Source organism: Kitasatospora sp. CB02891 (assembly GCF_002803145.1).
GTDB classification, from domain to species: domain Bacteria; phylum Actinomycetota; class Actinomycetes; order Streptomycetales; family Streptomycetaceae; genus Kitasatospora; species Kitasatospora griseola.
On the sequence record NZ_NNBO01000001.1, the window covers coordinates 1095411 to 1114260 of the forward strand.

The 18850-nt window shown below is 74.0% G+C and carries 21 protein-coding genes; 10 read left to right on the forward strand and 11 right to left on the reverse strand.

Going from position 1 to position 18850, the window contains the following annotated elements:
* Positions 1-102: 102 nt before the first annotated feature.
* Both CG736_RS05120 and CG736_RS05125 read left to right on the forward strand, forming a co-directional pair.
* Entirely contained in the window at positions 103-384 is a 282-nt protein-coding gene (locus CG736_RS05120) for a hypothetical protein (protein WP_157815418.1), read from the forward strand.
* On the forward strand, positions 381-665 hold the full coding sequence (locus CG736_RS05125) for a hypothetical protein (RefSeq protein WP_100584889.1): 285 nt from the start codon (positions 381-383) through the stop codon (positions 663-665). The genes CG736_RS05120 and CG736_RS05125 overlap by 4 nt, the downstream gene beginning before the upstream one ends.
* Positions 666-683: 18 nt before the next feature.
* Here CG736_RS05125 and CG736_RS05130 read toward each other — a convergent pair whose 3' ends face one another.
* Positions 684-1619 (reverse strand): alpha/beta hydrolase fold domain-containing protein, encoded by a 936-nt coding sequence (locus tag CG736_RS05130; protein ID WP_232733791.1) that lies wholly within the window; start codon positions 1617-1619, stop codon positions 684-686.
* 103 nt (positions 1620-1722) lie between these two features.
* Here CG736_RS05130 and CG736_RS05135 point away from each other — a divergent pair, with 103 nt between their 5' ends.
* On the forward strand, positions 1723-2892 hold the full coding sequence (locus CG736_RS05135; protein ID WP_100584890.1) for a glycosyltransferase: 1170 nt from the start codon (positions 1723-1725) through the stop codon (positions 2890-2892).
* 7 nt (positions 2893-2899) lie between these two features.
* On the opposite strand, the gene CG736_RS05140 is transcribed toward CG736_RS05135, so the two are convergent.
* Both CG736_RS05140 and CG736_RS05145 read right to left on the reverse strand, forming a co-directional pair.
* Entirely contained in the window at positions 2900-3334 is a 435-nt protein-coding gene (locus CG736_RS05140) for a low molecular weight phosphatase family protein (RefSeq protein WP_100584891.1), read from the reverse strand.
* Between the two features lie 129 nt (positions 3335-3463).
* Entirely contained in the window at positions 3464-4204 is a 741-nt protein-coding gene (locus tag CG736_RS05145) for a TetR/AcrR family transcriptional regulator (protein WP_100584892.1), read from the reverse strand.
* Positions 4205-4275: 71 nt separating this feature from the next.
* On the opposite strand from CG736_RS05145, the gene CG736_RS05150 reads away from it, so the two are divergent.
* From CG736_RS05150 to CG736_RS05160, 3 genes are all read left to right on the forward strand, one after another.
* Positions 4276-4728, forward strand: coding sequence for a PaaI family thioesterase (locus CG736_RS05150; protein ID WP_100584893.1), 453 nt, complete (start codon positions 4276-4278; stop codon positions 4726-4728).
* 50 nt (positions 4729-4778) lie between these two features.
* Positions 4779-5510, forward strand: a complete 732-nt coding sequence (locus tag CG736_RS05155; protein ID WP_157815419.1) for a hypothetical protein — start codon at positions 4779-4781, stop codon at positions 5508-5510.
* An 85-nt stretch (positions 5511-5595) separates the two neighbouring features.
* Positions 5596-6198 carry a dihydrofolate reductase family protein gene (locus tag CG736_RS05160; protein ID WP_100585052.1) on the forward strand — a complete coding sequence of 201 codons (603 nt, stop codon included), beginning with the start codon at positions 5596-5598 and terminating at the stop codon, positions 6196-6198.
* A 66-nt stretch (positions 6199-6264) separates the two neighbouring features.
* Here the strand turns inward: CG736_RS05160 and CG736_RS05165 are convergent, their stop codons facing one another.
* Entirely contained in the window at positions 6265-6549 is a 285-nt protein-coding gene (locus CG736_RS05165) for a hypothetical protein (RefSeq protein WP_100584895.1), read from the reverse strand.
* Positions 6550-7008: 459 nt separating this feature from the next.
* On the opposite strand from CG736_RS05165, the gene CG736_RS05170 reads away from it, so the two are divergent.
* Positions 7009-8166: a glycosyltransferase family 2 protein gene (locus tag CG736_RS05170; RefSeq protein WP_157815420.1), complete on the forward strand. Its 1158-nt coding sequence runs from the start codon at positions 7009-7011 to the stop codon at positions 8164-8166.
* Positions 8167-8388: 222 nt separating this feature from the next.
* On the opposite strand, the gene helR is transcribed toward CG736_RS05170, so the two are convergent.
* From helR to CG736_RS05185, 3 genes are all read right to left on the reverse strand, one after another.
* Positions 8389-10554 carry an RNA polymerase recycling motor ATPase HelR gene (helR, locus tag CG736_RS05175; RefSeq protein ID WP_100584897.1) on the reverse strand — a complete coding sequence of 722 codons (2166 nt, stop codon included), beginning with the start codon at positions 10552-10554 and terminating at the stop codon, positions 8389-8391.
* A gap of 197 nt (positions 10555-10751) precedes the next feature.
* Positions 10752-11813 carry a DUF2776 family protein gene (locus tag CG736_RS05180; RefSeq protein ID WP_100584898.1) on the reverse strand — a complete coding sequence of 354 codons (1062 nt, stop codon included), beginning with the start codon at positions 11811-11813 and terminating at the stop codon, positions 10752-10754.
* 101 nt (positions 11814-11914) lie between these two features.
* Positions 11915-12178, reverse strand: coding sequence for a hypothetical protein (locus tag CG736_RS05185; protein ID WP_100584899.1), 264 nt, complete (start codon positions 12176-12178; stop codon positions 11915-11917).
* 290 nt (positions 12179-12468) lie between these two features.
* Between CG736_RS05185 and CG736_RS05190 the strand changes: the two genes are divergently transcribed.
* The gene (locus tag CG736_RS05190) at positions 12469-13476 is read left to right on the forward strand and encodes a helix-turn-helix domain-containing protein (RefSeq protein ID WP_100584900.1); all 1008 of its coding nucleotides are present in this window, start codon (positions 12469-12471) and stop codon (positions 13474-13476) included.
* Positions 13477-13697: 221 nt separating this feature from the next.
* Here CG736_RS05190 and CG736_RS35945 read toward each other — a convergent pair whose 3' ends face one another.
* The 4 genes from CG736_RS35945 to allB form a co-directional block, all read right to left on the reverse strand.
* The gene (locus tag CG736_RS35945) at positions 13698-13871 is read right to left on the reverse strand and encodes a hypothetical protein (RefSeq protein WP_157815421.1); all 174 of its coding nucleotides are present in this window, start codon (positions 13869-13871) and stop codon (positions 13698-13700) included.
* A gap of 85 nt (positions 13872-13956) precedes the next feature.
* Positions 13957-14742, reverse strand: a complete 786-nt coding sequence (locus tag CG736_RS05195; RefSeq protein WP_100584901.1) for an IclR family transcriptional regulator — start codon at positions 14740-14742, stop codon at positions 13957-13959.
* Positions 14743-14930: 188 nt separating this feature from the next.
* Complete coding sequence (gene alc, locus CG736_RS05200; protein ID WP_100584902.1) at positions 14931-16064, reverse strand: allantoicase; 1134 nt, start codon at positions 16062-16064, stop codon at positions 14931-14933.
* Between the two features lie 22 nt (positions 16065-16086).
* Complete coding sequence (gene allB, locus CG736_RS05205; RefSeq protein WP_100584903.1) at positions 16087-17436, reverse strand: allantoinase AllB; 1350 nt, start codon at positions 17434-17436, stop codon at positions 16087-16089.
* Between the two features lie 154 nt (positions 17437-17590).
* Here allB and CG736_RS05210 point away from each other — a divergent pair, with 154 nt between their 5' ends.
* The gene (locus tag CG736_RS05210; protein WP_100584904.1) at positions 17591-18118 is read left to right on the forward strand and encodes a GNAT family N-acetyltransferase; all 528 of its coding nucleotides are present in this window, start codon (positions 17591-17593) and stop codon (positions 18116-18118) included.
* A 332-nt stretch (positions 18119-18450) separates the two neighbouring features.
* On the forward strand, positions 18451-18849 hold the full coding sequence (locus CG736_RS05215) for a helix-turn-helix domain-containing protein (RefSeq protein ID WP_100585053.1): 399 nt from the start codon (positions 18451-18453) through the stop codon (positions 18847-18849).
* Position 18850 lies beyond the last annotated feature (1 nt).

The window sequence follows — 18850 nt, forward strand, 5'->3', positions numbered from 1 at the left end:
CCGAGCACTCACCGCCCGACCCCGCGCCCCGGCCGTCGGCCGCGAATCCGGGGAGAGCACACTGGGCGGTGGCCCCGCCCGCCCGAGACTCCGGAGGACATGGTGAGCGCCGCATCCCTGTACGGCCATCACGACGGCACCCCGCCCATCCCGCGCACCCAGGACGCGGTGGCCGCCGCGCTGCCGCCGGCGCAACGGATGGAGTTCTACCGGGAGATGGGCGAGGCGGACGACACGACGATCGGCGGTGTCCTGCGGCGGTGGTGGCTGCGGGCCGAGCTCTACCGCGACCCGGAGGGCGACCGCATCCACACCGCCGTCCGGTCCGGCACCGCACCCGGCACCCCGGCGTCCGCGGTACTGCGCCGCCTCGAGGACCGGTGAGCGGCCACGGCGAGTCCGAGGACGATCCGCTCGTCCTCTCCCCGGCCGTCGCGGAGTCCCTGGGCGATCCGGGCACGCCGCCGGACGTGTTCTCCGCCCTGGTGGCGTTCCTGGTCGACCTGCGCGAACACCCGTTCCCGCAGCTGAGCCTGCCGGTCCCGGGGCGGCCCGGGATGCACTCGGCGCCGCTGCCCCGCGATCTCGGCCTGGTGGAGTACACGGTGGACGACGACGCGGACCCGCCGCGGATCTACCTCTCGCGCATCCTGCGGGCGGACTGACCGCACTGACGGCCCCTCTCACTCCAGCAGTCGCCGCAGCCACCCCTGCCGCGCCGCCACGGCCGCCCGGCTGACGGCCGCACCCGGCGCCAGGGTGTCGAAGCCGTGGCAGGCGCCGGGCCACACGTGCAGTTCGGCGCTGCCGCCGCACTGCCAGAGGGCGCCGGCGAAGGCCACCACCTCGTCCCGGAAGGTCTCCGCCGAGCCCACCTCCAGGTAGGCCGGCGGCAGCCCCGCCAACGAGGTGGCGCGGGCGGGCGCGGCGTACGGCGGGACGTCGGGCGTGCCGTACCGCGCGCCGAGGGCCGCCCGCCAGGCGGTGGCGTTCGAGGCGGCGTCCCAGGTGTCGCGCCCGGCGAGCTGGCGGGCGGACGCGGTGCCGCCCCGGTCGTCGAGCATCGGGCTGAGCAGCAGCTGACCGATCGTCACCGGGCCGCCCTCGTCGCGCAGCAGCAGGGCGAGCGCGGCGGCGAGGCCGCCCCCGGCGCTCTTCCCGGCCAGCACCACCCGGGCCGGGTCGAGGCCCAGCGGGGCGGCGTTGGCCAGCGTCCACCGGAGGGCGTCGCGGCAGGCGTGCAGGGGCTGCGGGTACGGCGCGTCGGGCGCGAGCGGGTACTCCACCGACACCACCGCGATCCCCAGCGGCTCCGCCAACTCCCGCAGCACGCGCGGCAGTACGGCGTACGCGTTGCCGCCGATCAGCCCGCCGCCGTGCAGGTAGTGCAGCACCGGCAACCGCCCGCTCGCGCCGGCCGGGCGCGCCCACACCACGCCCTCGCCGAGCCCCACCTCGAACCGGCCCCCGTCGGCCAGCTCCCGCAGCCCGGGCCGCGGCCGGGCCGCCGCGTCCGCCCGCTGCCACTCCCGCAGCCGCTCCGCCGTCAGCGGCTCCGGCACGCCGCCGCGGGCCGCGACCGCCGCCGCGACCGCACGATCCATGTACGCCTCGCGCACCCGTTCCCCACCCTTCTCATCGTTCCGCCACGGAATGTGACGGACCGCCAGGTAAGCGTGCACCCTTGGGGACGGCACGGAATCGATCGGGAGGAGTACGAGGATGGGCAGCGAACAGCGGGCGCTCCGGCTGGTGGTGACGGGCGGCGGCACCGGCGGGCACACGTATCCGGCGCTGACGGCGGTACGGGCGTTGCAGGCGCGGCTGGCGGCCGAGCGCCGCGGCGTGGACGTGCTCTGGGTGGGCACCGCGAAGGGCCTGGAGGCGCGGATCGCCCCGGCGGAGGGGATCAGCTTCGAGCCGGTCGCCACGGGGAAGGTCCGGCGGTCCAGGAACCCGCTGAAGCTGATCTCCCCGGCGAACGTGCGGGACATGCTCCGGGTGCCGTGGGGCGCGTTCCAGGCCCGGTCGCTGATCCGCCGGTTCGGGCCGGACGTGGTGCTGGCGACGGGCGGGTACGTCGCGGTGCCGGTGGGGCTGGCCGCGCGCTCCTGCCGGGCGCCGCTGGTGGTGCACGAGCAGACGGTGCGCCTGGGGTTGGCGAACAAGGTGCTGGCCCGGGCCGCGACCCGGGTGGCGGTCTCCTCCGAGTCGACGCTGCCCCTGCTGCCGGAGGCCGCCCGCAGCACCGCCGTGGTGACGGGGAACCCGGTCCGCCCCGCGGTCCTGACGGGCCGTCCGGACAAGGCGGTGGCCGCGCTCGGGCTGTACGGCTTCGACCCGTCGCTGCCGACGGTGTACGTGACGGGCGGCGCCCAGGGCTCGGTGCAGATCAACACCCTGGTGGCCGAGGTCCTGCCCTGGCTGCTGGAGCGGGCCAACGTCGTCCACCAGTGCGGCCCCGCGAACGAGGCCGACCTGCACGCCCGGGCGGCGCGGCTGCCCGCCGACCTGATGGGCCGCTACTTCCTGACCGGCTTCCTGGGCGCCGAACTCCCGGACGTCCTGGCCCTGGCGGACATCGTGGTCAGCCGCAGCGGCGCGGGCACCCTCGCGGAGCTGACGGCCCTCGGCAAGGCCGCGGTCTTCGTCCCACTGGCCTCCTCGGCGGGCAACGAACAGGCCCACAACGCCGCCCACCTGGAACAGGCCGGCGCCGCCGTCGCCCTCCTCGGCACCGTCACCCCCGACCACCTCCGCTCCGCCCTCGGCCCCCTGCTGGAGGACGAGCCGCGCCGCACCGCGATGGCGGCACGCGCCCGCGAACACGGCCGCCCGGACGCGGCGGACCGCCTGGTGGACGTCCTGCTGTCGGTGGCCCGTCGCGGTTGACGCGCCATCAGGGCAGGTGGTTCGCCGCGCCCGCCTCGATCAGCAGGGCGCAGTAGACGAATTCGACGGCGGAGCGGCCCATCGGGTCGGGGACGTCGCGGTCGTGGTCGAGGTAGAGGCGCATCTCGGTGGTGCTGTCGGGGCCGACCAGGGCGTGGAGGCGGTCGAGGACGGCGTGGTCCATGGCGAGGACCAGGTCGGCCCACTCGATCAGCTCGGGGGTGACGGGGGCGGGGTGATGGCCGGTCAGGTCGTAGCCGAGGACGGCCGCCACGGCGACCATCTCGGGGTGGGCCTCCTGCCACGTCCCGATCAGCCCGGCGGAGCGCACCTCGACCGCGTCGCCCCCGAGGTCGGTCAGCACCCGGGCGGCGAACGGGCTGCGGCAGTAGTTGCCGAGGCAGACGACGAGGATGCGCCGGGGCGGGCTGCTGGTGGTCATCGGAGCCTCCAGGGGCGAGGGCCGGGCACGGAGCGGTGCATGTGATCATCGGCCAGGTCCGGGCCGCTCGGGCCGCCGGCGGCCGGGCCGGCCGCACGGAGTGCCCCAACGAGTGGCCGGGCTACGCCATCAGGTCGATGCGGACCGGCTCGCCCGCCTGGGCGAACCGCCCCGGCCCGGGGCGGATGCCGCCGGCGGTCGGCGCGCGGTGTGCGGGTAGCGGTGGAGGAGGGTCTCGACGAGGAACCGGGCCATCGCGGTGAGGCGTTCGGGCGGGTAGTGGTCGGGGTCGTCGAGGACGAGGCGGCCGCCCTCCTCAAGTGCCGCCAGCAGCAGGCGGATCAGCAGCTCGACGTCGAGGTCGGCGGCGGCGTCGGCAGCATCGGCGGCGTCGGCGGCGTCGCGGAGGAACCAGCGGACGGCCCGGGCGAACTGCTCGCGGATCAGCGCGTCGCTGCGCTCCTTGTACTTGCGCACGGCGGGCGGCGTGCCGTCCACCGGGAGCAGGATCGCGCGCCAGCGGCCCGGGGCGGTGACCACCGCGTCGTAGTACCCGCGGGCGACGCCGGTGAAGACCTCGACCGGGTCCGCTCCGTTCAGGTCGCCCGGCAGCGTGGCCGCCATCTGGGCCTGGGCCCGCTCGCCTTCGCGTTCGAGCAGGGCGCGCAGCAGGTGGTCCGCGTCGGTGAACTGCCCGTAGACCACGGGCCGGGTGACGCCGGCGGCCTTGGCCACCGCGTCCACCGAGACGGCTGCCACGCCGTCGCGGTTGATGATCTCCAGTGCCGCGTCCAGGAGTTGCTCCCGCCGCTCGGCGGGGGCCATCCGCGGGGCGTACGGGCGCTTCGCGGGTGTGGGCGGTCGAACCATGGCGCCAGCCTATCTTGTGAAAGCTTCACTCCTGTAGCTACAGTCCTGAAGCAATTACCGGAAGGAACGCCATGACCAACCAGGCACTCCCGCTCGACCCGCTCCAGGACCTCCCCGACCAGGTCGCCGACTTCAGCACCGACCCCGGCCTCATCCCGCTCGGCCGCCTCGCCGAACGGCTCGGCATCCGCATCCTCGAGGCCGGCCCGGACCGGGTCGTGGGCACCATGCCGGTCGACGGCAACCAGCAGCCGTACGGCCTGCTGCACGGCGGCGCCTCCGCCGCACTCGCGGAGTCGCTCGGCTCGATCGGCGCAGCCCTCCACGCCGGATCCGGCCGGTACGCGGTCGGCGTCGACCTCAACGCCACCCACCACCGCCCGGCCGTCTCCGGCCACGTCACCGGCGTCGCGACCGCCGTCTTCCGGGGCCGAACCGCCGCCACCTACGAGATCGCCGTCACCGACGACGCCGGGAAGCGCATCAGCAGCTGCCGCCTGACCTGCATGCTGCGCGACGCCTGACCGCGGGGCGCGAACCCGCTTCGGCGGTGGACCGGTTACCATCCCCGCCCATGGACTACCGATGTTCGATACCACCGGCGGGGAAGTGGCCGCGACTGTTCTGGCTGCGCTGGGTGCTGCTGGCGATCGCGCTCGGGGTCGGGCTGGGCGGCGGGTGGCTGACCGGGGCGGGGTACCGGGAGCAGCCGACGACGCTGGTGATGACGGCGGCCGTGGCGACGTACGGGGCGTTCATGGCCCTCGCGGTGGCGGGTTGGGACACCCTGGACCACGTGTACCCGGTGTTCGGGCCGTGGACGGCCACCCTGGCCGCCGCCTTGACCATGGCGGTCGGCGCGACGGTCGGGTCGTCCAGCCCCTGGCCGCTGCCGGTGGCGGCGGCCGCCGCGGTCGGAGTGGTGTTCACCGCCCGGCGGGATCGTGAGCGGCGGCTGTTCTCCCTGAACCGGCCGCGTGAGCGCGCCCTGCACGAGCGGCGGTTCGCCGCCGAGGCGGTGGCCCGCCGGGCGGTGGTGGTCGGGATGGGCGAGACCCTGGAGGAGATCGACCACCGGGGCCGGACGGCCGCCGTCCTGACGCTGCGTTACACCGACCGGCAGGACGGGGAGTCCACCGTCCGCGTGCGGTACGAGTTCCCGGTGCACCTGCCGCCGCAGCTCGGCGCGGAGGGCACCGTCCGCTACCTGGCGGACGACCCGACCGCCCGCCGCGTCCGACTCGACCCGCCCGAGCTCCCGATCGACGACACCCCGGAAGACACTCCGCCGCCCGGCTCCCGCTGAACGGCGGCCCGGCTGCCTAGCATCGCCGGGGGAACACCGCCGTCGAAAACCACCGGGAGCCCTCGTGGGAATCGTCACCGCCAACATGGCCGTCTCGCTGGACGGGTTCACCGCCGGGCCGGACCAGAGCCTGGAGCACCCGTTCGGCACGGGCGCGCGGGAGGCCCTGACCTCCTGGATGTTCGAGACCGACCGGCCGGGGCGGGAGCAGGACGCGCACCTGCTCGGCACGCTGCACGCCAACACCGGCGCACACATCATGGGGCGGAACATGTTCGGCCCGGGCCGGGGCGCCTGGGACGAGACCTGGACGGGCTGGTGGGGGCCCGAACCCCCGTACCACGCACCGGTGTTCGTGCTCACCCACCACGCCCGCAAGCCGCTCCCGATGGGCGGCGGCACCACCTTCGAGTTCGTCACCGACGGCATCGAGGCCGCCCTCGACCGGGCCCGCGCGGCCGCCGGCGAACAGGACGTCGAGATCGCCGGCGGCGCCTCCACCGTCCGCCAGTACCTCCGGGCCGGGCTGCTCGACGAGCTCGTCCTGCACCTCGTCCCCGTCACCCTGGGCGCCGGCGAGCGGCTCCTCGACGGCCTCCGGATCCAGCTGGAGCCCGCCGAGGTGATCCCCTCCGCGACCGTCACCCACCTGCGCTACCGGGTGCTCGGCCCGAACACCGCCGACTGACTGCTGCTCATGACCGCTCCGACCACCGGATCGGCCCGGGCTCGACGGCCCGGGCCGTAGCGGGTGTCAGTGCTGACTGACCTGGAAGCAGGCGACGTCGTACTGCGACGGCGCGCCCGCCTTGTTGTAGGCCGCTCCGCCGGTGCCGCCGTTCGTGCTGCCGAAGCCGGGTTCGTTGAACACCGACCCGGGTGATGTCCCGGAGTGCCCCGGCGCTCCGGCACCGGTGCCGGGGGTCTCGAAGCTCTGACAGGACTGGTTCGGGGGCCCGGTTCCGCTCGGGTTGGCGGCGGCCATGGCGGTGGCCGCGCCGCCGAAGCAGAGCAGGCCGGCGAGGAGTCCCGTTGCCATCGTGCGAAGCATCCGTCCTCCATCGGTGAGCGGTTGCGCGAGGCCGGACGGCCAAGCGCCCCCGTCCGGTAGTACGTACGGTCGGCCCGCCGTGTTCAATGCGCATGGATCTTGCTGCTCGGGCCGCCCGGGGACCGGCCGAGTCCGGCCGTCGCCGGCCCGGGCCCTGCGCCTACGGCGTGCCCGGGCACGAACCCGTGCGGAGCCACGGACGGTGTCCGGCATCGGCTCCGCAGCCACCGGAACATGCGGTTCGATCAAGGCCCACTCGGCATCCGTCAGGTCAGAACGCGCCACAACTCCGAGTTCTGCCAGAGACGCGAGCCGACAAGATCGGAACCTCGAACCGGCTCCTAGCCCGGCCCGCCGGCCCTGTGGGACCCTGGCGTGCGCGGGATGCGGCCGCGGTGGAACACCGGGACGGGGAGTCGAAGTGAACGTACGCCTGGTCGGGTCACGATGAACATCAGCGTGGTCGTCCCGTCCTACAACGCGGGCCCGCAGGTGCGGCGACTGCTGTCGTGCCTGGCCCTCTGCGAGCTCGACGCCGGCGACTCGTTCGAAGTCGTCGTGGTGGACGACGGCTCCGACGACGGCACCGGGGAACTCCTCGCCGCACTGGCGCCGCCCTACCCCCTGGAGTACCTGTTCCTGCCGCGGACCTCGGCCTCCGGCCGGGCGGCGGCCCGCAACGCCGGGATCCGCGCGGCCTCCGGCGACGTGGTCGTCCTGGTCGACGCCGACCAGGTCGTCGAACCCGGCTTCCTCGCTGCGCACGCCCGGTACCACCGGCTCCGCACCGACCTGGTCGTGGCCGGCCCCCGGGGCGACATGGCCGAGGGGGAGATCGACGACGAGCGACTGGCCCGGGAGTTCTCGCTCGACGCGATGCCGGAGATCGTCGGATGGGACGGCCGGGAGTTCCTGCTGGCCGAGTTCTCGGAGAACCTCGACAACCTGGAGACCTGCTGGCACTACGCGTTCACCTGCAACCTGTCGGTGCGCCGCGAGCACCTGCTCGCGATCGGGGGCTTCGACGAGGGCTTCCGGGGCTGGGGCCTGGAGGACTCCGAGCTCGGCTACCGGCTGCGGCGCCGGGGGCTGGCGTTCGCGTTCCAGCCGGAGGCGCTGTCCTACCAGACGCGGCGCGAGGTCACGGCGGAGATGCTCGGCCAGTGGCGCACCAACCTCGACCATTTCGTCGCCAAGCACGCGGCGGTGGCCGATGTGGCGATCCAGCAGGTCATCTGCCGGGCGTTCGACCCGGCGGAGGCGGAACGCCGCCTCGGCTGGCTGGACTGCACGGTCCGGATGGAGTACGCCGCGCGGGCGCTGGCCGGCCGCCTGCCCGAACCGACCTCGTACGCGTTGCTGGAGGTGGACGACGACAATGCCCGGGACGTCCTCGCCCGGCTGCCCGGGCTGGCCGCCGAACGCGATCTGCTGGTCCTGGACGACACGGAGCGGGCGGTGCTGGCCGGGCCGGCGCAGTGCACCGGGACGACGCGTGAGCTGGTGTACTTCCACCGACCGTCCGCCGACGCCAGGAAGAAGATCCTCGCCCGCTACCCCGTCGGGCCCGACGGGCTGACACCCCGACTGACCGTTCCGGAGTGAGTTCGGTTCAGGGGCCCGGCAGTCGAGGGTCGCGGACGGCGGAGTGCCGCGCGTGCCGGACGATCCTGCGCCTGACCATCCGTGGGCGCGGGTGGCTCCGCTGCCGCCGCCGCGCCCACCGCGACGCCACCGCCACCCCGGGCGGTGGCCTGCGCCTTCGCGGATCGATCAGGTGGCTGGAGTCCCTGACTCCAGCCACCTGACCCGAACCCTGAACAGCTCCTAGTGGCGCAGGACGGCGAGCTGCCCGGTGGCGCGGGTCATCGCGACGTACCGGTCGACGGCGCCCTCGATGCCCTCGCCGAAGGACTCCGGGTCGATCAGCACGACCAGGTCGAACTCCAGGCCCTTGACCAGTTCGGGGGTGAGCGAGCGGACCCGGGGCAGGCCTGGGTAGTCCGGGTCGCCGATGACGCAGGCGGTGCCCTCGGGGTGTTCGGCCAGCCAGGCGTCCAGCAGGGCGTCGCGGTCGGCGGGGGCGCCGTGCAGGACGGGCAGGCCGCTGCGGCGGATCGAGGTGGGGACGTTGGCGTCGGGGAGGGCGGCCCGGATGACGGGCTCGGCCTCGGCCATGACCTCCTCGGGCGTGCGGTAGTTGACGCTCAGTGAGGTGAGGGTGATCCGCTCCAGGCCGGCCCGCTCCAGGCGTTCGGTCCAGGACTCGGTGAAGCCGTGCCGGGCCTGGGCGCGGTCGCCGACGATGGTGAAGGACCGCGACGGGCAGCGGGCGATCAGCATCTGCCATTCGGCGTCGGTGAGTTCCTGCGCCTCGTCGACCACGATGTGCGCGAACGGGCCGGCCAGCAGGTCGGGGTTGACCGGCTCGGGCTCGGAGTGGTCGATCAGCGCGTCGCGCAGGTCGGCGCCGCCCAGCATCATGGTCGCGCCCTCGCCGTCGTCGTCGGCGTTCAGCAGGTGGTCGACGACGCCGTCCATCATTTCGCGTTCGGCGGCCAGCCGGGCCCGGTGGGCGCGCTGGCGGCGGTCCGCGGCGGTGTCGCCGAGGCGGCGGCGGGCGGCGTCCAGCAGCGGCAGGTCGGAGAGCGTCCAGGCGGCGGGGTCGGTGCGCTGCAGAGTGCGGATCTCCTCGCGGCTCAGCCAGGGCGCGCACAGCCGCAGGTAGGCGGGGACGGTCCACAGGTCGCCGACCAGGTCGGTGGGTTCGAGGATCGGCCAGGCACGGCGCAGCGCGGTGAGCAGTTCGCGGTCGCGGCGGAGTTCGCGGGCGAGCATCTCGGGCGAGATGCCGTGTTCCTCGTCGTCGAGGGCGTGGGCGTTCCTGTCGATCAGGATGGTGATGAGTTCGTCGAGGATGGTCTCGCGGGCCTCGTTGTGCGGGGTGCCGGGGCCGACGGCGGCGAAGGCCTCGGACCAGTCCTCGGGCTGGACCGAGATCTCGTACCACTCGATGGCGAGTTTGCAGGCCTCGGTGGGCGGTTCCTCGTAGATCCCGACGGCCTGTTCGATCGCGCCGACCATGCCGGCGACGGCCTTCAGCCGGGCCACCTCGGCGTCCTCCTCCTCGGCGACGGCCGCGCCCTCGGGGAGCAGGTCGCGCAGCGTGCAGGTCTGCACGCCCTCCTCGCCGAGGCTGGGCAGCACGTCGGCGACGTAGGCCAGGTACGGCTGGTGGGGGCCGACGAACAGCACCCGGCCCTTGCGGTGGCCCAGGCGCGGGTCGGAGTACAGCAGGTGGGCGGTGCGGTGCAGGGCGACCACGGTCTTGCCGGTGCCGGGGCCGCCGTCGACGACCAGGGCGCCGCGCGAGCCGGCCCGGATGATGGCGTCCTGGTCGGCCTGGATGGTGGCGAGGACGTCGCGCATCCGCTCGGAGCGGGCGGAGCCGAGGCTGGCGATGAACGCGGACTGGTCGTCGAGCGCGGCGTGGCCGTCGAGCGCGTCCGCGGTGAACACCTCGTCCCAGTAGTCGCCGACCTTTCCGCGCTGCCAGCGGTAGCGGCGGCGGCTGGTGAGGCCCATCGGGTTGGCGTGGGTGGCGGCGAAGAACGGTTCGGCGGCGGGCGAGCGCCAGTCGATCAGCAGTCGGCGGCCGTCGCCGTCGGCGAGGCCGAGCCGGCCGATGTACACGGGTTCGGACTGGTCGGCCTGAACGATCCGGCCGAGGCACAGGTCGCTGCCGAAGCGGCGCAACGTCCGGAGTCGGGACGAGAGTTGGTGGACCTCGTTGTCACGGTCCATGGCGGCGCGACCGGTCCCGCCGGGGCTGCGGCGGACCTGGTCGAGGCGGGCGGTCAGCTCGGCGATGTCCTGTTCGAGGGTCGCGGCGACGGTGGCGAAGTGCCGCTCGTCGTCGGCGATCAGGGCCGGGTCCGCCTTGGCGGCGAGCCGCTCGGGCAGCTCGAAGGCACTGGTCGTCTGGTGGGTCATGTCCTGCTTCTCCGATCCCCTGCCGGGCACTTCGCGTACTCTGCCCGGTTTGATGCTCTTTGCGCTGCTTTCCCGATTCAGTCAGCGATTGTCCGCCATCGAGGGGGCCTTGCCGCAAGGCCCCCCGTCGGATATAAGTTGGATAGCGGCAGGAGAGCATCGGCTCCCTGCCTCTTCTGTTTCTCCCCGGCGGTTCCTCAGCCCCGGCCGCCGGTGCCGCTCTCCAGGATGGAGACGAGGGAGAACAACGCGAAGCAGACGCCGCCGAGGCCGACCAGGACCCGGGCCGCGACGATCACGTCCGGGTCGGCCGACTCGAACAGGAACGCCGACATGAACAGGCAGACCAGGGCGGTGCCGATCGGGATCAGCGGGATGCGGTCGGCCGACGGAGCGTCGCGGCGCCAGACGAGGACGAGCAGCAGCAGCGTGCCGAGGACGGTCCAGGCGATCAGCCCCAGCCCGATCTGAACGTAGCCGGTGGCCAGTTGGGTGGGCCGCGGGTCCAGGGCGACGACGACCAGGCCCCCGGTGATGTCCATGGCCCCGAGCGTGCCCGCCACGACGGGCCACCAGATCCGGTCCCGCCGGCTGTAGGTGTTCTGGATCTGCCGCAGCAGGCTGACCACCAGCCCGACCAGGCAGGTGCAGACGATCGCCAGGTCGACGACCACGTGCCCGGCCGTGAAGCGCCCGGCCTCGTCCCCGCCGCCCCCGTTGGCCAGCAGGACGGTCGCCCAGGCTGCGGCGACGACGGTTGCCAGGACCGGGACCGCCACCAGGGTCCGGGCCGCGAAGGGACGGAACGGCGCGGGCGAGCGCGGCGGGGAACCCTCGGGAAGGGCGGCGTTCTCGCTGATCAGCGCGAACCGGGTGGAGACGGCGGCCACCGACGAGACGCACACGCAGACCAGGCCGATGCCGAGGACCGCGCTCCCGGCCACGAAGTCCGGCGGCGGCCGGTGGCTCTCGGTGAGCAGGCAGACCCCGTAGCCGATGGCGGCCCCGGCGACCGCGAAGCCGAACGCCGGGTAGCCGAACCGGTCCAGCGCGGTGAAGCGGCCGATCAGCTGCCGGACGACGGTCGCCGCGGTGGCGAACAGGCAGAGGCAGACGGCCGCCAGGAAGACCAGCACCAGGCCCGCGACCCGGGCGCTCGGCCCGGTGGAGTGCGCAAGGACGTAGCCGCCCAGCGCGGCCGACACCGCGCCCATGAGCAGGGGAATCGCCCGGAACAGCACACTGATTCCGTGGTTCACCGTTCTCCTCGTTCGGTCTCGCTCGGTCTCGCCCGGCGCGCGGCCGGTCCTGGCGGCGGGTGCCGGGCAACTCGGCGATGCCGCGGACGAGTTCGCTGTCGCTACGGTCGGCGCCGGTGTTGACGAGTGCGCCGAGGCGGTCGGCCGGGCGCGCCGAAGGCGGTCTCGGCCTCCTCGCCCGGCGCCTGCCCGTACGCCGCGCCGGCCCGGAAGCCGGCCGCCCACGGCGCGGCGGGAGTGAACGCCCCGGTGCGCAGCTGCGGTGGCAGATCGACCTGGACGCCGCCGCGCAGCGAGGCCGCCAGGCGGCCCGGCGGTTCACGGTCCGGGGCTCGGCGCAGGCCACGGCCGACACCATGCGTCACGTTTTCTCCTGAATACTCCAGGACTTCCGTTGTCGGTGAAATGCGCCGGTGAAATACGCCGGTGAAATACGGTGGCCCGAACCCGAACTGACTGGTATGCCCTGTTTAGTCCGGCCCGGGGGCGCGGCCGCTCCGGCCGCGCGCGTGTTCACCGATTTCGCCCGGTCGGCCCAGGCGCGGCCGTCGCATCCCCCTGTGATGACACCCGCCGTACGGGGCCCTGGTGGCGGCCTGCGATGCTGTCGGCGGACACGGCGAGTCGCCGAAGGGCAACGGAAGGTGGGCACAGCATGGCCGCGGCGGCGGAGAGCGACGACCCGCTCGGGGAGCTCCGACCACACGAGCGGTTCGAGGTCTGGCGCGACCTGATCGGACTGACCAGGGACTGCGACGCCACCAGCGCCGACATCGACCGCTTCGACGCCGAACTGCGCCGCTCCGCACTCGGACCGGTGACCTTCCTCGGCACCTCCTTCCCGTCCGCCCGGTTCCGCCGCACCGACGCCCGGGTCCGGCGCTCCGACCCCGGGGTGTTCCACCTGACGTTCGTTCAGCACGGCGCGCTCGCGCTGACCCGCGACGGCGAGCCGACCCAGCTGTTCCGCCCCGGCGAGGTGACCATGCTGGACAGCTCCCGCCCGTACGAGCTGCGGGCGCTCGGCGAACGCACCGCGACGGGCGGCGAACCGCGTGTCGAGGGCGTCGGCATCGACTTCCCGACGGCGCTGCTGCCGATCCCCCCGCACCGGCTGCGCGGACTGCTCGGCCGGGGCTTCCGGGCCACCGAGGGGTCCGCGGCGATCCTCGCGGACTTCCTGCTCAGCGTGGACCGCCAGGCCCCCGTCCTCGGCCCCGCCCTCGCCGACCGGCTCGGCCCGATCGCGGTGGACCTGGTCGCCGCCTGGCTGGCCGAAGAGTTGGCGGACGACACCGAACTCCCCGAGACCGCCCGGCAGCGCGCCACCGTCGAACAGGTCCGCGCCTTCGTCCGCCGCCACCTGCACGACCCCGAGCTGTCCCCCGCCACCGTCGCCGCCGCCCACCACATCTCGGTCGGCTACCTGCACCGGCTGTTCGCCCAGCACACCGACGGCGACACGGTCGCGGCCTGGATCCGCCGCCTGCGCCTGGAGAAGGCCCACCGCGACCTCGCCGACCCCGCCCTGCGCCACGTCCCGATCGGCACCATCGCCGCCCGCTGCGGCATCCCCCGCCCCGACGACTTCAGCCGCGCCTTCCGCACCGCGTACGGCCTCGCCCCGCGCGACCACCGCCGCCACTCCTGCCCTGACAGTTGACGCCTCGCCAACCGGCCGGGCACCCAGTGCCAAACCGCACCCCACCCGTCCGCCCTAGCGTGGAGTCCAGGGGGGAAGCCCGTTCCGGGGGACGGGCTCGACCTTCGACGTCGCTCCGGACCGTCGGCCTGCCCGCCGGTCCGGAGAACGAGGGGGGAACGTCGAAACCGACGGGGGCTGTCGCACCGGATCGCCGGATCCACGCGACGGCCCCCGTTCTGCTACCCCGCGAGCGCCTCCCGGGCGGCGACCGTCCCGTCGTGCTCCTCCCCGAAGTACGCCCGCCAGTCCGCCACCGCACCGGCCAACGTGCTGTCACCCCTCCCCTGCCGCAAATTCGCGATCCCGAGCGCGGTACGCAGCTCCAGCACCCGGTGGGCGGGGCGTCCGCACACCGGGCCAGGGCCTCCCGGGCCTGCTGCTTTCGATCGGCGCCGGCGACCGTAATGCCGGGGTACGACGCCCCCACCCGTCAGCCGGTCACACCGCCATCGCGAGCATCAGCGGCGTCGCCCGCGCGGTGAGCAACTCGGCGGCCTCGCGCAGCCGGTGGGCCTGCTCGGCGGGCAGCGAGGTGGCCAGGCAGCCCACCGTGTTCCCGGCGACTATCGGGACAGCGGCGCAGACCGCGTCCATCGAGTACTCCTGGAAGTCCAGCACGGGGACGGTCGCGGGCTGCCGGTCGAGCCGGTGCAGCAGGCGGTCGGTCTCGGTGATGGTCCTCGCGGTGAGCCGGGCCACCGGGTGCCGGGCGAAGTGGTCCAGCCTCGCGGCGTGGTCGAGTTGGGCGAGCAGGCACTTGCCGATCGCGGACGCGTGCGCGGTGGCCCGGAAGTCCACCCACTCGTGCACGGCCGGCGCGTCCTCGCCGTCGCAGACCGCCTCCACCAGCAACTCGCCGTCCTGGTACCGGCTGAAGTACACGGCGGCGCCCAGCTCGTCCCGCAGATCCTCCAGCCGATGGTGCAACCGGGCCCGCACCAGCGGCTCCCGGTGCTGCGCCCCGAGCAGCGTGAACGCCCCGCCGAGCGTCCACACCCCGTCCAGGTGCATCAGGTACCCCTCGGTCTCCAGCTCCTCCGCGAACTGCCGGACGGCCGACTCCGGCATGCTCAGCGCCCGCGACAGCTCCGCCGTCGTGCACCCGTCGGCGTACCGGTCCACGGCCTCCAGCAATCGCAGCGCCCGCCGCAACACCCCGAACGGGCCCGCACCCCCGCCACCCGGCCCCAGCAGATCACTCCGACCCCGGCTCACCGTCGTCATCTCCCGGACCCCCTCCCTCGCATCCCACCGTCAGCCCAGCGTATCCAGCCGATCACCGCCCCATCATCAGCTCACCGGATATTCCCCCACCAGAGCGCCACCCCCTTGACAGGCATATGCCCCGAAGAGTCCGTGCGCGGGAGCTCTCGCAGGGGCTCGGGGAACGGCGAGGCCGGGTCTGCCCGCGATCAGCAGGGCGCGTCGCGTCCCGCCGTTTCCGGTCCCCTGTTCCGACCCGCACCCGAAAGCCCCCCGATCACCTCCGCCCTCGCCTCCGCCTCCGGCACCGCCCGCACCCACCGCCCCACCAGCCCGTGCCACCCCGCCTCCGTCAGACGCCCCGTCAGCCGGACCCGCGCCAACCCCCCGTCCGGATACACGTTCACGCGCACGTGCGTCACGGGCGCGCCCCCCGGGAGCCGGTACCGATGCCGGGTGTCCGGCTGCAACCGCGTCCGCGGCAGCAGCACCACCTCGCCCTCCCCGCCCAGACCCACTAGCTCCACCCACCCCGGCGCGTTCGCGACGAAGCACGAGGTGTCCACCTCCACCGCCAGCACCTCGCCCTCCCCCGCCAGCGCGATCCGCACCCAGTCGTGGGACTTGTCGCGTCGCCGCCGGGTCTCCCACCCTTCCCCCATGACCCGCGCCCGCCCGGGCGCGTTCAGGTGGTGCGGGGAGGAGTAGTACCGGTCGGACGCGTCCTCGGCGACACCGCCGTACTCCTGCGCGGCCAGGTCGAAGGTCAGCCCGACCAGCTCTCGCGGATCGGGCAGCACCACGCCGTGCACCCGCAGCCGGGCGACGCCGCCGTCCGGCCAGATGTTCAGCCGGACGTGCGTGTACCGCACGGGGTCCGACACCGCGAAGAGGTGCGCACTGTCGCCGCGCAGCGCCGTCCGCGGAACGATCTCGGTCCAGGAGGCCGCGGCGACCTCCGCCGGCGAGGGGTGTCCGGGGACGGACGCGGCCTGGACGGACGCCGTCTCGGGGTGGTTGCCGGTGAAGTGCGCGGTGTCGACCACCACGCCGCGCACCACGCCCGCCGCGCCGAGCCGGACGATCACCCAGTCGTGGTCCTCGTCGACGGGGTGGGGCTGTTCGGCGCTGACGCCGCGTCGGCGGCGGGATTCCCAGCCGTCCATGATCTGGCCCTTGTGCCCGAAGGTGTGCGGGCGGAACTCGGCGGGCGCGGCGACCAGCAGGTTCTCGGCGTCGGCGAAGGTGTCCTCGTTGGTGGCGACCACGCCCGCGCCGAGCGCCCGCGAGGCCAGGTCGACCAGCTCGGTGAACGGCACGTCCGGATCCGATCCAGTACTCAACCGACCCTCCTCCTGACGGACTTCAACGACGGACGAGCTGCCGGCCGTGCGGCGCGCCGTCGAGGTCGACGACCCGTCCGCGCAGCCAGGTGCGACGGACCAGCCCGGTGAGGGTGCGGCCCGCGTACGGGGTGACGGGGTTCTTGTGGCGGAGCTGTTCGGGCCGGACGGTGAACTCGCCGTCGGGGTCGAACGCCACCAGGTCTGCGTCGCAGCCGGGCGCTATGGCGCCCTTCACACCCGACAGACCGACCAGCCCGGCCGGCCCGGCCGCCATCCAGCGCACCACGTCCGCCGGCGAATGCCCCCGCCGTCGCGCCTCGGTCCACACGGCGGGCAAGCCCACCTGCAACGACGCTATCCCGCCCCACGCGGCAGCGAAGTCGCCGCTCCCACCATGGCGTTGACTCAGCTTCAGCTCGCTCGTCGACGGCGAGTGGTCGGAGACCACGGCGGCGAACTCGCCCGCCGCCAGCGCCTGCCAGAGCAGCTCCCGGTTGGCCGCGTCCCGGATCGGCGGGCAGCACTTGAACGCGGTGTCCCCGTCGGGGACCTGTTCGGCGGCCAGGGTCAGGTAGTGCGGGCAGGTCTCGGCGGTGACCCGCACGCCGTCCGCCCGGGCCTGCCGCAGCAGCGGCAGGACGGCGGCGCTCGAAACGTGCAGCAGGTGCACGCGGGCGCCGGTGCGCCGGGCGCAGTCCAGCAGCCCGGCCACCGCGACGCTCTCCGCGGCGTCCGGACGGGACGCCAGGAAGTCCCGGTAGCGTGCGCCGCCGACGTTCGGGGCGGCGTCCAGCACGGCCGGGTCCTCGGCGTGGACGATCGCCAGCGCGCCGAGCCGGGCCTGTTCGGTCAGCGCGGCCACCAGCTCGGCGGGGCCGGTCAGGTGCGGGAATTCGTCCACTCCGGACGGGGCCAGGAACGACTTGAAGCCGAACACTCCTGCCCGGTGCAGCAGTTCCAGCTCGCCGAGGTTCCCGGGCACCGCCCCGCCCCAGAAGCCGACGTCCACCCAGAGCCGGCCCTCGGCGGCCTTCCGCTTGGCCGACAGGCCGGCCGAACTCGTGGTGGGTGGAACGGAGTTGAGCGGCATGTCGACGATCGTGGTGACTCCGCCGGCGGCCGCCGCCCTGGTCGCGGAGGCGAAGCCCTCCCACTCGGTGCGGCCGGGCTCGTTGACGTGCACGTGGGTGTCGACCAGTCCGGGCATCAGCACGAGTGCGCCGAGGTCGGTCACCCCTCGGCCGCCCACCGCCCCGTGGGCCGCCACCTGTTCGATCCGTCCGCCCCGGACCACCACGTCGGCCGCCCGTTCGCCGTCCGGCAGCACCACCCGCCGACTGCGGATCACCACACCATCGCCGAGCGGCATCAGGGGCCTCCGAACGCCGGGAGAGTCCTGGGAGCGTAGGCCCGCCCCGGTCGACCGTCAATGCGACCGGCATGCTGCTGTCTCTCACCACCCACAGCGAACTCGCTCGCATCCGGGCCGGGTTCACCCGCTTCGCCGCCAGGAGGACCACCACGTGACCGTCGAACTCCGCCACCTCACCGCCCTCACCGCGCAGGCCCGCCGCGATCTGCTGGACGTCTACGCGGACGTCCGGGCCCCGCTGCTGCAACTGGCCAACTACCGCGTCGAAGCGTTCGTCGAACGCCTCGACCGGCACCTCGCCGACCCCGGTTTCGGACTCGTCCTCGGCTACCGCGGCGGATTCCCGGTCGGGTACGCCTACGGCAACACCGTCGACGCCGACGACCGGTACTGGTCGCGGATGGCCGAGCCGCTCCCCGACGGCTTCACCGACGCCCCGGTGCTCGCCCTCAAGGAGATCGGCGTCCGCGCCGCCTGGCGCGGCACCGGCACCGCCCGCCGCATCCACGACGAACTCCTCGCCCACCGCACCGAGAGCCGCGTCACGCTCATGGTCAACCCGCTCGCCGGGAACGGCAAGGTCCAGACGCTGTACGGGACTTGGGGCTACCGGGCGTTCAACAGCCAGCGGGCCGCGCCCGACTCGCCGCGGCTCACCGTCATGGTGCGCCCGCGCTGACGCCGAACCCGGCAGGTCGGCAGCGATCACCGAATCCGACCGATCGCTCCATTTGGTCATTACATCCGACAAACATTTCGACGGACGATCGCTAAGGTGAGCGTGTGCGAGTGATGGTGGAGTTCACGACCGAGCCGTTCGAGCTGGACGGCTTCCCCGAGCACGCCAGAACCGCCCGCCGGGCGGTCGAGGACGCCGGACTGGCCGTCGCCGTGGGGCCGTTCGGCACCAGCGCCGAGGGCGACGCCGAGCAGGCGCTGGCCGCCACGGCCCGGCTGCTGCGGGAGACCCTGGCGGTCGGCGCCAGCCGGATCTCGCTCCAGGTCAGCGTGCTGGCCGACGGCCCGGCGCCGGCCGGCCCCGCACCGCTCGACGAGCACCCGTTCACGGCGGCCCTGCGGCCGCTGCTGGAGGCGATCGGCGCCACCGCCGTCGATCCGGCCGAGGCGCGGGCCGAGGACGTCGTCCTGGAGTGGGACGGCGCACCGGCCGTCGCGGTGCGGCTGCCGCACCTGGGCAGTGCGCTGGACCGGCTGCTGGCCGAGACGGCCCGCCAGTTCGACGGCCGCCCGCTGGCCGAGCTGAACCGCACGGAGAAGCAGCGGGTGGTCGCCCTGTTGGAGGAACGCGGGGCGTTCACCGTCCGCCATGGGGTGGAGACGGTCGCGTCGGCGCTCGGTGTCAGCCGGTTCACCGTGTACAACTACCTGAACCGGCAGGAGAAGTCCTGAC

Excerpts from the sequence above, each read along its gene's own strand:
- CG736_RS05195 (WP_100584901.1), bottom strand. The coding sequence starts at position 14,742 with ATGACGACGGTGAGCCGGGGTCGGAGTGATCTGCTGGGGCCGGGTGGC.
- CG736_RS05190 (WP_100584900.1), top strand. The coding sequence starts at position 12,469 with ATGGCCGCGGCGGCGGAGAGCGACGACCCGCTCGGGGAGCTCCGACCA.
- CG736_RS05140 (WP_100584891.1), bottom strand. The coding sequence starts at position 3,334 with ATGACCACCAGCAGCCCGCCCCGGCGCATCCTCGTCGTCTGCCTCGGC.
- helR (WP_100584897.1), bottom strand. The coding sequence starts at position 10,554 with ATGACCCACCAGACGACCAGTGCCTTCGAGCTGCCCGAGCGGCTCGCC.
- CG736_RS05165 (WP_100584895.1), bottom strand. The coding sequence starts at position 6,549 with ATGGCAACGGGACTCCTCGCCGGCCTGCTCTGCTTCGGCGGCGCGGCC.
- allB (WP_100584903.1), bottom strand. The coding sequence starts at position 17,436 with ATGCCGCTCGGCGATGGTGTGGTGATCCGCAGTCGGCGGGTGGTGCTG.
- CG736_RS05160 (WP_100585052.1), top strand. The coding sequence starts at position 5,596 with ATGGCCGTCTCGCTGGACGGGTTCACCGCCGGGCCGGACCAGAGCCTG.
- CG736_RS05155 (WP_157815419.1), top strand. The coding sequence starts at position 4,779 with ATGGACTACCGATGTTCGATACCACCGGCGGGGAAGTGGCCGCGACTG.
- CG736_RS05150 (WP_100584893.1), top strand. The coding sequence starts at position 4,276 with ATGACCAACCAGGCACTCCCGCTCGACCCGCTCCAGGACCTCCCCGAC.
- CG736_RS05145 (WP_100584892.1), bottom strand. The coding sequence starts at position 4,204 with ATGGTTCGACCGCCCACACCCGCGAAGCGCCCGTACGCCCCGCGGATG.
- CG736_RS05135 (WP_100584890.1), top strand. The coding sequence starts at position 1,723 with ATGGGCAGCGAACAGCGGGCGCTCCGGCTGGTGGTGACGGGCGGCGGC.
- CG736_RS05170 (WP_157815420.1), top strand. The coding sequence starts at position 7,009 with ATGAACATCAGCGTGGTCGTCCCGTCCTACAACGCGGGCCCGCAGGTG.